Below are 13,744 nucleotides of genomic sequence, written 5' to 3'. Positions count from 1 at the left end.
GCGTGGCTTTTTTACTGTGAAAACTGCATTTATTAACGTCATGCGGGTGTGTTTTGCGAAATAAACAGAAAAATGTTTGTTTCACAGAATTATTTATTCTCGCCGGTCTTGTGTTTTGGCAGCGAGCGCCAACATCGTAAACACGCTTTCTATAAGGTACGCCATGACAACTTCCAAATTAACTGAGCAAACTCAACTGCCGTTATTGCCGCTGCGGGATGTCGTCGTTTTCCCGCATATGGTGATACCGCTGTTCGTTGGCCGTCCAAAGTCGATCAAGGCGCTGGAAGCTGCGATGGAGCAGGGCAAGAGCATCATGCTTGCCGCTCAAAAAGCAGCCGCGAAGGACGAGCCGTCTCCTTCGGATATCTATGAAATTGGCTGCGTTGCCAATATTCTGCAAATGCTGAAGCTGCCCGATGGCACCGTCAAGGTGCTGGTCGAAGGCGCGCAGCGTGCCCGTATCAACCACATCAGCGATGCGCCGACGCACTTCATCGCCGACCTGACGCCGCTCGAGTCCGAGCCGGGCGACGAGTCGGAAGTCGAAGCCATGCGCCGCGCGATCGTGCAGCAGTTCGACCAGTACGTCAAACTGAACAAAAAGATTCCACCGGAAATCCTCGCTTCGCTGTCGGGCATCGACGATGCCGGCCGCCTGGCCGACACGGTGGCCGCGCATCTGCCGCTGAAGCTGGAGCAAAAACAAGTCATCCTGGAAATTTTCAGCGTGGCCAAGCGCCTCGAGCACCTGCTGGGCCAGCTCGAAGGCGAACTCGACATTCTGCAGGTGGAAAAGCGCATCCGCGGCCGCGTGAAGCGCCAGATGGAAAAGTCGCAGCGCGAGTACTACCTGAACGAGCAAGTCAAGGCGATCCAGAAAGAACTGGGCGAGGGCGAAGATGGCGCCGACCTCGACGAGCTGGAGAAAAAAGTCGCTTCGGCCAAGATGCCGAAGGAAGCGCTCGACAAGGCTACCAACGAGCTGAAAAAGCTGAAACTGATGTCGCCGATGTCGGCCGAAGCCACCGTCGTGCGCAACTACATCGACACCCTGGTCAATTTGCCTTGGAAAAAGAAATCGAAGGTCAATAACGACCTGTCGAATGCGGAAAAAGTGCTCGAGGGCGACCACTACGGCCTCGACAAGGTCAAGGAACGCATCCTGGAATACCTCGCGGTGCAACAGCGCGTCGACAAGCTCAAAGCCCCTATCCTGTGCTTCGTCGGTCCTCCTGGCGTCGGTAAAACCTCGCTGGGCCAGTCCATCGCCCGCGCGACGAACCGCAAGTTCGTGCGCATGGCCCTGGGCGGCGTGCGCGACGAGGCCGAGATCCGCGGCCACCGCCGCACCTACATCGGCTCGATGCCGGGCAAGATATTGCAATCGCTGTCGAAAGTCGGCGTGCGCAATCCTCTGTTCCTGCTCGATGAAGTCGACAAGATGGGCGCCGATTTCCGTGGCGATCCTTCGTCGGCCCTGCTGGAAGTGTTAGACCCGGAACAGAATCACACGTTCTCCGACCATTACATCGAAGTCGATTTCGACCTCTCCGACGTGATGTTCGTGGCCACGTCGAACTCGTACAACATTCCGCCAGCCTTGCTTGACCGCATGGAAGTGATCCGTCTGTCCGGTTACACGGAAGATGAAAAGACCAGCATCGCGCAGCGTTACCTGCTGCCGAAGCAGATCAAGAACAATGGCTTGAAGGAAGAGGAAATTTCGGTGGCCGAGTCGGCGCTGCGCGACATCATCCGCTACTACACGCGGGAAGCCGGTGTGCGTTCGCTCGAGCGTGAAGTATCGAAGATCTGCCGCAAGGTGGTCAAGATGCTGCTGCTGAAGAAATCCGACAAAAAAGTCATCGTCAACTCGAAGAACCTGGATAAATTCCTCGGTGTGCGCCGCTATGATTTCGGTGTCGCAGAGAAAGAAAACCAGGTGGGCCAGGTGGTCGGTCTGGCATGGACGGAAGTGGGCGGCGATCTGCTGACCATCGAAGCCGTGTCGATGCCGGGCAAGGGCGGCATCATCCGCACGGGTACCCTGGGCGACGTCATGAAAGAGTCGATCGAGGCGGCCCGCACGGTGGTGCGCAGCCGGGCACAGCGCCTGGGCATCAAGGCGGACGTGTTCGAGAAGAGCGACATCCACATCCACGTGCCGGAAGGCGCGACGCCGAAGGACGGTCCTTCGGCTGGCGCGGCCATGACGGTGGCGATGGTGTCGGTCTTCACGGGCATTCCCGTGCGTGCCGACGTGGCGATGACGGGCGAGATCACCTTGCGCGGCGAAGTATTGCCGATCGGCGGCCTGAAAGAAAAGCTGCTGGCGGCCCATCGCGGCGGCATCAAGACGGTCCTAATTCCAGAGCAGAATGTGAAAGACCTGGCCGACATTCCGGACAACGTCAAGAACAAACTGGAGATCGTACCGGTGCGCTGGATCGACAAAGTGCTGGAAATCGCCCTCGAACGCATGCCTGAAGCGTTGGCGGATGTCGCTGCGGTGGAGGCTGTCACGGCCGCCGCGGCCAAGCCTGACGCGGCCGGCGAGGTAGTAAAACACTAACGTTTTACCCCTGTTTTCCCCAAACAAGCGCTTTTAGAGCGCTTGTTTTATATTGAAACGTGAATTGCGCCCCCAAAGCGCTTGACACATATACAGTGTGGCTTGTTTAATACGCCTGCACATTTTTTTCGCCGGACAGCTGTGGTGCCAAAAGTGCCGCAACGATACGGTAAACGTTTTATACCTTTGTAATTGGGGATGCTAGTGAACAAGACTGAATTGATCGACCACATTGCTGAAAAAGCTGACATTTCCAAAGCCGCCGCTGCGCGCGCACTCGACGCTGTTATCGGCGGCGTGACGGAAACTTTGAAAAACAACGACAGCGTGACGCTGGTTGGTTTTGGCACTTTCTCGGTCAGCGAACGCGCTGAGCGTACCGGCCGCAATCCGCGTACGAAAGAAGCGATCACGATCGAAGCTGCAAAAGTTCCAAAATTTAAAGCTGGTAAAGCTTTGAAGGATGCTGTAAACTAACGGACTTCGGTGAGGTGACAATCACCGGAAACATTTGGCGGCGCCTACGGGTGCCGCGATTTCAGGGTTGAAGTTCTTCGAATAACAACCCTGGATACAAATGCAAGTAGTACTGTGTATTTTTCGGAGTGGTAGTTCAGTTGGTTAGAATGCCGGCCTGTCACGTCGGAGGTCGCGGGTTCGAGTCCCGTCCGCTCCGCCAAAAAAATACGCTCTTAAGGAGTGGTAGTTCAGTTGGTTAGAATACCGGCCTGTCACGTCGGGGGTCGCGGGTTCGAGTCCCGTCCGCTCCGCCAGAATATAGAAGCCCGCGCTGCTGAATAAGTAGCGCGGGTTTTTCTTTTTCAGCGCCAGATTATCTCGGCGCGCCTGCTTTTAAAATCCCGTCCTGCCGTTTTGAATAAAAACACCCGCATTTAAATCCGCTTTAAGCTGCGTCCGGTTAAATGCCCGAGTCCGGCGCCTTGCCGTCCAGGCGGCGCCAGGGCAGGGCGCGCGCCCTGATTTACTCTTGCTATAGCGCTATGGGCATTGTAGAATCAGGAGATAATGGCTTGGGCGTCAGAATCCTGCTTTAGTTCCAGCGCCAAGTTGTTGAATCTAAAGGGGAAGTGGACATCTGTCCCGTCCATTCCGCCGAAGAAATCAAGGCGAACGCATGTTCGCCTTTTTTTATAGTGATCCACTCATCCCGAATTGGCTGACCATGTTTGAATTTATTCGTACCCATCGACGCTTGATGCAGTTTCTCCTGATGCTGGTCATCGTCCCGTCTTTTGCACTGGTCGGTATCAGCGGCTACCAAAGCTTCGGCGATGGCGCGAACACCATCGCCAAGGTCGGCGACCAGGTCGTTACGCAGCAGCAATATGAAGAAGCGCAACGCCAGCAGATCGACCGCTACCGCCAGATGATGGGCGAGCAGTTCGACCAGAAAATGTTTGACACGCCGGAAGCGCGCCAGAGCATCCTCGACAACCTGATCGCCGAGCGCGCCGTGGCCGCCGAAGTGGGCCGTAGCCACCTGGTCATCAGCGATGCCGTGCTGCAAAAGGAAGTGCTGGAAATCCCAGGCTTGACCTTGCCGGACGGTAAATTCGACCTGGAACGCTACAAGGCCATGCTGGCCGCCCAAGGCATGACGCCGCAGATGTACGATGCGCGCCGCCGCAGCGACATGGCCCTGCAGCAACTGGCCGGCGCCGTGCAAGGCACGGCCTTCGCGCCGAGCACCGTCTCCAAGCGCCTGTCCGACATCACCTCGGAAGAGCGTGAAGTGCAGGAACTGCTGCTGCCGATTGCCCAGTACGTGCCGGAAGTCAAAGTGACGGACGCCATGATCAAGGCTTTCTATGACAAGAACAGCAAGTTCTTCGAGATCCCGGAACAAGCCAAGATCGAGTACGTTGTGCTTGACGACAGCGCCGCCGGCGAGCAAGTCGACGTCACCGACGCCGACGTGACGGGCTACTACGCGAAGAACCAGAAAGCCTACACGACGGAAGAAGCGCGTCAGGCCAGCCATATCCTCGTCGCCGTCAAGAAAGACGCATCGGCCGCCGACAAGGCAGCCGCCAAGGCCAAGGCCGAAGCCATCCTGGCGGAAGTGCGCAAGACGCCAGCCAGCTTTGCCGCCGTGGCGAAAGCCAAGTCGGAAGATCCGGCGTCCGCGGAACAGGGCGGCGACCTGGGCGTGATTGGCAAGGATGGTTTGCCGGCACCGCTGCTGAGCGCGGTTTCGAAACTCAAGCAAGGCGAGATCAGCGACGTCGTCGCTTCCGATTTCGGCTTCCACATCCTGACCGTGACCTCGCTCAAGCCACAGCACGTGCGTGCGCTCGATGAAGTACGCGGCGAAATCACGGCGGACTTGCGCAAGCAATTCGCCGCCAAGAAATACTCGGAAATGGCGGAAACGTTCACCAACACGGTCTACGAGCAATCGGACAGCCTGAAGCCGGTGGCCGACAAGCTGAAACTGAAAGTGGAAAGCGTCGCCAACCTGTCGCGCACGCCGTCGCCAGCACTGGGCAAGGCGCCGTTCAACAACGCCAAGTTCCTGACCGCCATCTTCTCGAACGATTCGCTCAAAGACAAGCGCAACACGGAAGCCGTGACCGTCGCTCCTAACGTGCTGATCGCCGGTCGCGTGGTGGAATTCAAGCCTGCCAGCAAGCGTCCGCTGGCCGAAGTCGAAGCGATGATCCGTCAGCGCGTGACCCTGGAAGAAGCGGAAAAGCTGGCCAAGAAAGCGGGCGAGACCAAGCTGGCCGCCTTGAAGGCTTCGGGCGACGCGACCGGTTTCGGCGCGGCGCAATGGGTATCGCGCAGCAAGCTGGATGGCATCAACCGTGCCGCCATCGCGCAAGTCATGAAAGCGGACACGAGCAAGTTGCCAGCCTACGTGGGCGTGGATCTGCCAGCCCTGGGCTACGGCATCTACCGCATTGCCAAGGTGCAGCAGCCGACGCAAGTGGACGCAGCGCGCCGCCAGCAAGAGAAAGACCAGATCAGCGGCATCCTGGCACAACAGGAAATGTTCGATTACGTCGAATACCTGAAAGCCAAGGCCAAGGTGAAGATCGTCAAGCCGGTGACCGCGCCGGTTGCCGCAGCGCCGGAAGCGCCGTAATCAGTTTTAGCCCATAAAAATAGCCGCTTTCGAGCGGCTATTTTTTTGTCTGTGGAATGTGCGTGTCAATGAATTTACCATGACCACCAGCGTAAAGCTGGGGTCAGACCCGCCGAGTCTGACCCCGGATTTTTGCCTCGGGCTAGAGCTAACGTCAACAACCGGCTTACTTCGCGTCCAGCAACGGCGCCAGCCGCGGCCAGATATTCTTTAAAATCGTCGGATGCGCCTGCGCATTCGGGTGCATGCGGTCGGCCTGGAACAGCTGCGGCTGGTCGGCGATGCCTTCGAACATGAAGGGCACGAGTGGCGCCTTCCATTCCTTGGCCAGCTTGCCGTACACGCCATAAAACTGCTCGCCATAGGCGCGGCCATAGTTGGGCGGCATGCGCATGCCCACCAGCACCACCTGCGCGCCCGATTTTTTGGCCGCTTCGCCCATGGCGCGCAGATTCGCTTCGGCGGCCGCCACGGGCAAGCCGCGCAAGCCGTCGTTGGCGCCCAGTTCGATCAGCACGACGTCGGGCTGATGCTTGGCCAGCAGCGCAGGCAGGCGCGCGCGGCCGCCGCTGGTCGTCTCGCCGCTGATGCTGGCATTGACGATGCGCGTATCGTTCTTTTGCGCTTGCAGCCGCTGTTCCAGCAGCGCCACCCAGCCCGTGCCCCGTGCCAGCCCATACTCGGCCGAGAGACTGTCGCCGAGCACCAGCAGCGTTTTTGGTGCAGAATAGGCGTTCGTCATGCTCGATACCAGCAGCAGGGCTGCCGCAGGAAGCAGGGACAGCGTGCGCCGCCGCATGCGGCTGCTGCCCTCGACACTTATTTGTTCACGAAATTTTTTAAGATAGATCAGCATGCCCGAATTCCCTAAAGCGACTTCCACCAGTTTTCTCCCATCAGACGCAGCGGCCCAGCGGCCCGCCGCACCCAACAGCCAAAAGGCCCGGCCGGCCATCGAAGTGGTCCAGCTGGCCAAGCGCGTACCCGATGCCGATGGTGAGCTGACCATCCTGCATCAAGTCGATTTTACCGTGCAAACGGCGGAGACGCTGGCCATCGTCGGCGCTTCCGGTTCCGGCAAGTCCACCTTGCTGGGCTTGCTGGCCGGACTCGACACGCCCAGCGAGGGCAAGGTCATCCTCGATGGCACCGATATCTTCGCCCTCGACGAAGACGGCCGCGCCGGTTTCCGCAAGGAAAAGCTCGGTTTCGTGTTCCAGTCCTTCCAGCTGCTGGCCCACCTGACGGCGCTGGAAAACGTCATGCTGCCGCTGGAATTGCGCGGCGACCCGGACGCAAAGGAAAAGGCGCAAGCCATGCTGGGCAGAGTGAACCTGGGCAGCCGCCTGAAACACTATCCGAAATACCTGTCCGGCGGCGAGCAGCAGCGCGTGGCCCTGGCGCGTGCGTTCGTCACGGAGCCGCCGCTGCTGTTCGCCGATGAACCGACGGGCAGCCTCGATGCGGCCACCGGCGAGGCCGTGATCCAGCTGATGTTCGAGTTGAACCGTGAACGCGGATCGACCCTGGTGCTCGTCACGCATGACAGCTCGATCGCGGCCCGTTGCGGGCGGACGATCACGATTGCTGCTGGTCGATTGGTGTGATTGTTGCGCGAGTTTGTCGGATTACGCGCTTGCGCGCTAATCCGACCTACCCGACCTACCCGCCCTCCGAGGTGTAGCTTGGATTAGCGCAGCGTAATCCAACACACCCGCGCCATAGCTTATGCCGACAAGGCATTGATCAACCTGCGTATCGCCGGGATCAATTCCCCGGCCGTCAAGCCAATGGGGCCGCTGCCTGCCGCCACCAGCGCATCGGCCGCCGCGCCATGCAGCCACACGGCGCCAATTGCCGCTTCCCATTCGGACCAGCCTTGCGCCAGCAGGCTGCCGCACAGGCCGGACAAGACGTCGCCCGTGCCGGCCGTCGCCAGCGCGGGGCCGCCCGTGTTGTTGACGACGACCTGGCCGTCGGGCGCGGCGATCACCGTGCCCGAGCCTTTCAATACCACGATGGCGCCCAGCTGCGTTGCCAGCTGGCGCGCCGCGCCCAGGCGGTCGGCCTGCACCTCGGCCACCGTCATGTCGAGCAGGCGCGCCGCTTCCAGCGGGTGCGGCGTCAGTATCGTCGCTCCCGCGCCCGTGCGCACGGCCAGCGCCGATTGCAGCTCCGGCTCGGCCGCCATCAGGTTCAGCGCATCCGCGTCCAGCAGCAGCGGGCTGTCGCTGTCAATGGCACGCTGCAGCAGTTCCACCGTGCCGGCCTTGTCGCCGAGACCGGGGCCGGCCACCAGCGCGGCGAAGTGCAGGCCCGAGAAGTCCACGTCCCTGGCGTGCCGGCACATCAGCTCCGGCTGGCCGCTGTCGAAGGCGGGCGGAGCGTCCGGAAACGCGATGTAGACTCTTCCCGCGCCCGCATGCAGGGCCGTGCGGGCCGCCAGGATGGGCGCGCCGGCCATGCCTTGCGCGCCGCCGACGATGGCCACGCTGCCGTAGCTGCCCTTGTGCGTGTTTTGCCGGCGCGGCTGCAGCTGGCGCGCGAACAGGTGCAGGCCGCCCAGCTGCGCCTTCGCCGCAGGCAGCAGGGAAGGAGCTATGGCCAGCGCGGCCACTTCCACTTCCCCCGCATGGTCGCGGCCATGCGCCGTGTGCAGGCCCGGTTTGTCGCCGATGAAGGTGAGCGTATGCGTGGCGCGGATGGCGACGCCGTCGATGGCTCCCGTGTCCGCGTGCAGGCCGCTGGGCACGTCGAGGGCCAGCACGGGGCAATCGAGATTGTTGACCAGCTGCGCCATGTCTCGGCATTCGCCGTCGAGGGGACGCGACGCGCCGATGCCGAACAGGCCGTCGATGACGAGGTGCCATGGCGCCGCGCCCACTGCCGCCGAGGCCATGGACGTTGCCGCTTCCATCAGGCGCGCGGCGCTGTTGCGTGCGCGGCTCAGCGCCTGTTCGCGTTCGGGCGACGTGGCTTGCGCCTCGGGCGCCAGCCAGACGAGCACCTCGGTGCCGCTGCCGGCCAGGTGCGCGGCCGCTTCCAGCGCATCGCCGCCGTTGTCGCCAGGGCCGGCCAGCACCAGGACGCGGCGGTGGCCCGCATCGTCGCCATCTTCCTGGGCGTGCAGCAGCTTCAGGGCGGCGCTGGCGGCAGCCTGGCCCGCGCGCTGCATCAGCAGCCCTTGCGGCAGGTCTTGCATGGCCGCTTGTTCGATGGCGCGCAGTTCGGCGATGGAGTACAGCGGTGTGGAAGAGTCGATCAGGGGCATGGAGCGTGTTCCATTAGTCAGCATGCCTTCAACATAAGGCCGAAGCGGGCGAAAGGCAAGGCGCGCACGCCTGAAACGCGCCCCTGTTTGGCGGCTACAATAGCCATCTCACATAAGTGCGGGGGCAAGGCGATGGACTGGCAATTCTGGATCGACCGGGGCGGCACCTTTACGGACATCGTGGCGCGCCGTCCTGACGGCAGCCTGGCCACGCATAAACTGCTGTCGGAGAACCCGGGCCAGTACCGCGACGCGGCGCTGGCCGGCATGCGCCAGCTGATGGACCTGGCGCCTGACGCGCCGCTGCCCGTCGAACGGGTGGGCGCCATCAAGATGGGCACCACGGTGGCGACCAATGCGCTGCTTGAACGCAAGGGCGAGCCGACCGTGCTGGCCATCACGCGCGGTTTTCGCGACGCCTTGCGGATCGCCTACCAGAACCGCCCGCAGTTGTTCGCCCGCCAGATCATCCTGCCGGAACTGCTGTACGGCGACGTGATCGAGATCGATGAGCGCGTGGGCGCCCACGGCGACGTCGTGACGCCGCTCGACGAGGCGGCCGCGCGCACGGCGCTGGAACAGGCCTATGCGCGCGGCGTGCGCGCCATCGCGGTCGTGCTGATGCACGGCTACCGCCATCACGCGCACGAGGCACGGGTGGCGCAGCTGGCGCGCGAGGCCGGTTTTACGCAGGTGTCCGTGTCGCACGAGGTCAGCCCCATGATGAAACTGGTGGCGCGCGGTGACACGACCGTGGTCGACGCCTATCTGTCGCCGATTTTGCGCCGCTACGTCGACCAGCTGGTGATGGAGCTGCCCGGCGTGCACCTGCAATTCATGCAGTCGAACGGCGGCTTGACGGATGCGCGGGCCTTCCAGGGCAAGGACAGCATTTTGTCCGGCCCCGCAGGCGGCATCGTCGGCATGGTGCGCGCCAGCGCGCTGGCCGGCTTCGATAAAGTCATCGGCTTCGACATGGGCGGCACCTCCACCGACGTGTCGCATTACGCGGGCGAGTTCGAACGCGTGTTCGAGACGCAGATCGCCGGCGTGCGCATGCGCGCGCCCATGATGAGCATCCACACGGTGGCCGCGGGCGGCGGCTCCATCCTGCATTTCGATGGCGCCCGCTACAAGGTGGGGCCGGACAGCGCGGGCGCCAATCCCGGCCCCGCCAGCTACCGGCGCGGCGGCCCGCTGGCCGTCACCGACTGCAACGTCATGCTGGGCAAGCTGCAGCCCGCCTTCTTCCCCCGCGTCTTCGGTCCCGACGCGAATGAAGCGCTGGACGCGGCCACGGTGCGCGCCCAGTTCGAAGCGCTGGCCCGTACGGTAGATAGCACGCCGGAAGAGGTGGCGCAAGGTTACATCGCCATCGCCGTGGGGAACATGGCCAACGCCATCAAGCAGATTTCCGTGCAGCGCGGCCACGACGTCACCGAATACACGCTCACCAGCTTTGGCGGCGCAGGCGGCCAGCATGCCTGCCTGGTGGCCGATGCGCTGGGCATGCGCACGGTGTTCATCCACAGCCTGGCGGGCGTGATGTCGGCCTACGGCATGGGCCTGGCCGACCAGAGCGCCATGCGCGAGTGCGCCATCGAGGCGGCCCTGGGCGCGGACCTGGCTGGGGAATTTGCGCAATTGGGCGAACTGGCGCGTGGCGACTTGCTGCGCCAGGGCGTGGAAGGGAAGCGCATCGCGCTGGTGTCGCGCGTGCACCTGCGCTACGAAGGCACGGATTCGGCCCTCGTCGTGCTGTTCGAAACGGCTGCCAGCATGCAGGCGCAGTTCGAAGCGGCCTACAAAAAACGCTTTTCCTTTTTGATGCCGGCGCGTGCGCTGATCGTCGAGGCGATCTCCGTGGAAGCCATCGGCGCGTCCGATGCGCCGCAAGTGGCCGCGCCGGTCCATGCACCGCGCGCAGGCGTGCTGGCGCCCGTGCAAACGGTGGACATGTACTGCGCCGGCGCGTGGCGCGACAGCGGCCTGTATGGGGCAGACAGCCTGCGCCCCGGCGATAGCATCGATGGCCCGGCCATTGTCAGCGACGCCAACGCCACCACCGTGATCGAACCAGGTTGGCGCGCGGATGTCACGGCGCACGGCCATTTGATCTTGCGCAGGGTCGCCGCCTTGCCGGAGCGGCGCGCCAAGGGGTTGCAAACAGCGACGCAGGCCGATCCCGTGATGCTGGAAATTTTCAACAACCTGTTCATGTCGATCGCCGAGCAGATGGGCCTGCGCCTGCAAAATACGGCCCATTCCGTCAACATCAAGGAGCGGCTCGATTTCAGCTGCGCCATCTTCGACGCGCAAGGCCATTTGATCGCCAACGCGCCGCACATGCCCGTGCACCTCGGTTCCATGGGCGAGAGCATCCGCACCGTCATGACGCGCAATGCGGGCGCCATGCGGCCGGCCGACGTCTTCATGCTCAATGATCCTTATCACGGCGGCACGCATCTGCCCGACGTGACGGTGATCTCGCCGGTGTTCGATGAGGCGGGCGGCGCCATCCTGTTCTACGTCGGCTCGCGCGGCCACCATGCGGACATCGGCGGCACGACACCCGGTTCCATGCCGCCCGACTCCACGCGCATCGAGGAAGAGGGCGTGTTGATCGACAACTTCAAGCTGGTCGACGGCGCCACGGGTTTGCTGCGCGAAGACGCAACCCTGGCCCTGCTGGCGGGCGCCAGCTGGCCGGCCCGCAATCCGCAGCAGAATGTGGCTGACCTGCGCGCCCAGGTGGCGGCCAACCAGAAGGGCGCCGAAGAACTGCACAAGATGGTCGCGCATTTCGGTTTGACTGTCGTGCAGGCCTACATGGGCCACGTGCAGGACAATGCCGAGGAAGCCGTGCGCAGGGTCATCACGACCCTGAAGAATGGCAGCTATGCGCTGGACCTGGACAACGGCGCGCAGATCAAAGTGGCGATCAGGGTCGATGTGGCGCGGCGCAGCGCCGTCATCGATTTCACGGGCACGTCCAGCCAGCTGCCGAACAACTTCAATGCGCCGTCCGCCGTCTGCATGGCGGCCGTGCTGTACGTGTTCCGCACCCTCGTCGACGACGAGATTCCCTTGAACGCGGGCTGCCTGAAGCCTTTGACCGTGATCATCCCGTCCGGCTCCATGCTCAATCCGCAGTATCCGGCCTCCGTCGTGTCGGGCAATGTGGAAACCTCGACCTGCATCACGAATGCCCTGTATGGCGCGCTGGGGGCGATGGCCGCCTCGCAGGGGACGATGAACAATTTCACGTTCGGCAGCGAAAAGTACCAGTATTACGAGACGATATCGGGCGGCTCGGGCGCCGGCCCCGGTTTTGACGGCACGGACGTGGTGCAGACGAACATGACCAATTCGCGCCTGACGGACCCGGAAATCCTCGAGTGGCGCTTTCCTGTGCGGCTGGACAGCTACAGCATCCGCGCAGGGTCGGGCGGGGCGGGGCGCTGGCACGGCGGCAATGGCGGCGTGCGCCGGGTGCGCTTCCTGGAACCCATGACGGCGGCGATCCTGTCGAACAACCGCATCCATCCGCCTTTCGGCATGGATGGCGGCGCGGCGGGTGCGCTGGGACGCAATTACGTGGAGCGGGCGGACGGCACGGTGGAGCACCTGGCGCATATCGGCAAGACCGATATGCAGGCGGGCGACGTGTTCGTGATCGAGACGCCGGGCGGCGGCGCTTACGGCAAGCCGGAATAGGCTGTGGCTCCGCTGAGCTGCGCGCGCACCTGGCCCACGTCGCGCATGGGCGCGCGTCCGAACTGGCGGCTGTATTCGCGGCTGAACTGCGATTCGCTGGCGTAGCCGACCCGGTAGCCGGCCGTGCCCGCGTCGATCTGCTCGACCAGCATGAGGCGCCGTGCTTCCTGCAATCGCAGCAGCTTCTGGTACTGCATCGGCGTCATGGCGGTAATCGCCTTGAAGTGGTGGTGCAGCGACGACATGCTCATGTTCGCCATGCCGGCCAGGTGCTCGATGCGCAGCGGCTCGCAATAATTGTGCTTGATCCAGTCGATGGCTTGCCCCACCTGGTGCGACTGGCTGCTGGCCAGCGCCATGTGCCGCAGGCGCGCGCCGACGGGGCCATTGAGCAGGCGGTACGTCAGCTCGCGGCGGATCAATGGCGCCAGCGCGGCGATCTCGCCCGGTTTGTCGAGCAGGCGCACGAGGCGCAGCATGGCGTCGAGCAGCTCGGCCGACACGTCGCTGACGGAAATGCCGCGCGTGGCGGGCAGGATTTTCTGCTGCGCCGCGCTGTTACTGCTGCTTTCGCTATCGAGCAGCGCGGCCACGTCGGCGATGTCGATGCCAAGCACCACGCACAGGTGCGGCTTGTCTTCGCTCGCTTCCACCACGCGCACCTGCACCGGCAAGTCGACGGACGTCAGCAGATACTGCATGCGGCTGTAATGGAAGGTTTCGCTGCCCAGGGTGACGTCTTTCGCGCCCTGCGCGATGATGGCCACGCTGGGGCGCGCCGCGTGGAACAGCGATTCCGTGACCGAGGACTGGCGGTGGAAACTGAGGTTGCCGATGGCCGTCGCGTAGTCGCCCGTGCGCGGCGCGTGGCGGCTGATCAGGGCGGCGATTTCATCTTGTGGAGTAAGTGGCGTGGACATGGCGTTCAGTATGCATGAGGCGAAGTAGGGCAGGGGCTGATCTTACGCAGATTTGGAGGATCGTGCAAAGGTCTTGCAGGATCACGGTAACGCCGGGCCGGCTTCTCGGGCACACTTGTGCAATCGCCTGCATGGCACGCGTTCCCCTCGTC

8 protein-coding genes and 2 tRNA genes are annotated in these 13,744 nt (G+C 62.9%); 7 read left to right on the top strand and 3 right to left on the bottom strand.

Features of this window, described 5'->3' with window-relative positions; genetic code table 11:
- Positions 1-163: 163 nt before the first annotated feature.
- The 5 genes from lon (at position 164) to ACPJXG_RS14775 (ending at position 5,684) form a co-directional block, all read left to right on the top strand.
- Entirely contained in the window at positions 164-2,575 is a 2,412-nt protein-coding gene (gene lon, locus ACPJXG_RS14795) for an endopeptidase La (RefSeq protein ID WP_034751007.1), read from the top strand.
- 204 nt (positions 2,576-2,779) lie between these two features.
- On the top strand, positions 2,780-3,052 hold the full coding sequence (locus ACPJXG_RS14790) for an HU family DNA-binding protein (protein ID WP_010398442.1): 273 nt from the start codon (positions 2,780-2,782) through the stop codon (positions 3,050-3,052).
- 125 nt (positions 3,053-3,177) lie between these two features.
- A tRNA-Asp gene (locus ACPJXG_RS14785) sits at positions 3,178-3,254 on the top strand.
- Between the two features lie 17 nt (positions 3,255-3,271).
- Positions 3,272-3,348 (top strand) — tRNA-Asp (locus tag ACPJXG_RS14780).
- 410 nt (positions 3,349-3,758) lie between these two features.
- Entirely contained in the window at positions 3,759-5,684 is a 1,926-nt protein-coding gene (locus tag ACPJXG_RS14775; protein WP_425251504.1) for a SurA N-terminal domain-containing protein, read from the top strand.
- A 166-nt stretch (positions 5,685-5,850) separates the two neighbouring features.
- Here the strand turns inward: ACPJXG_RS14775 and ACPJXG_RS14770 are convergent, their stop codons facing one another.
- A complete protein-coding gene (locus ACPJXG_RS14770; RefSeq protein WP_425251503.1) occupies positions 5,851-6,540 on the bottom strand; it encodes an arylesterase in 690 nt (229 codons plus the stop codon).
- Here ACPJXG_RS14770 and ACPJXG_RS14765 point away from each other — a divergent pair.
- Positions 6,539-7,291: an ABC transporter ATP-binding protein gene (locus ACPJXG_RS14765; protein ID WP_051958473.1), complete on the top strand. Its 753-nt coding sequence runs from the start codon at positions 6,539-6,541 to the stop codon at positions 7,289-7,291. The two genes, ACPJXG_RS14770 and ACPJXG_RS14765, sit on opposite strands and share 2 nt — an antisense overlap.
- Before the next feature lie 119 nt (positions 7,292-7,410).
- Here the strand turns inward: ACPJXG_RS14765 and ACPJXG_RS14760 are convergent, their stop codons facing one another.
- Positions 7,411-8,955, bottom strand: a complete 1,545-nt coding sequence (locus ACPJXG_RS14760) for an NAD(P)H-hydrate dehydratase (protein ID WP_425251502.1) — start codon at positions 8,953-8,955, stop codon at positions 7,411-7,413.
- 132 nt (positions 8,956-9,087) lie between these two features.
- On the opposite strand from ACPJXG_RS14760, the gene ACPJXG_RS14755 reads away from it, so the two are divergent.
- The gene (locus tag ACPJXG_RS14755; RefSeq protein ID WP_425251501.1) at positions 9,088-12,672 is read left to right on the top strand and encodes a hydantoinase B/oxoprolinase family protein; all 3,585 of its coding nucleotides are present in this window, start codon (positions 9,088-9,090) and stop codon (positions 12,670-12,672) included.
- Here the strand turns inward: ACPJXG_RS14755 and ACPJXG_RS14750 are convergent.
- On the bottom strand, positions 12,654-13,592 hold the full coding sequence (locus tag ACPJXG_RS14750; RefSeq protein ID WP_425251500.1) for an AraC family transcriptional regulator N-terminal domain-containing protein: 939 nt from the start codon (positions 13,590-13,592) through the stop codon (positions 12,654-12,656). The genes ACPJXG_RS14755 and ACPJXG_RS14750 overlap by 19 nt on opposite strands.
- Positions 13,593-13,744 lie beyond the last annotated feature (152 nt).

The sequence above is a fragment of the Janthinobacterium sp. NFX145 genome, assembly GCF_049810325.1.
Classification (GTDB): Bacteria; Pseudomonadota; Gammaproteobacteria; order Burkholderiales; family Burkholderiaceae_D; genus Janthinobacterium; species Janthinobacterium rivuli.
This window is presented reverse-complemented; position numbering and strand designations above follow the sequence as displayed.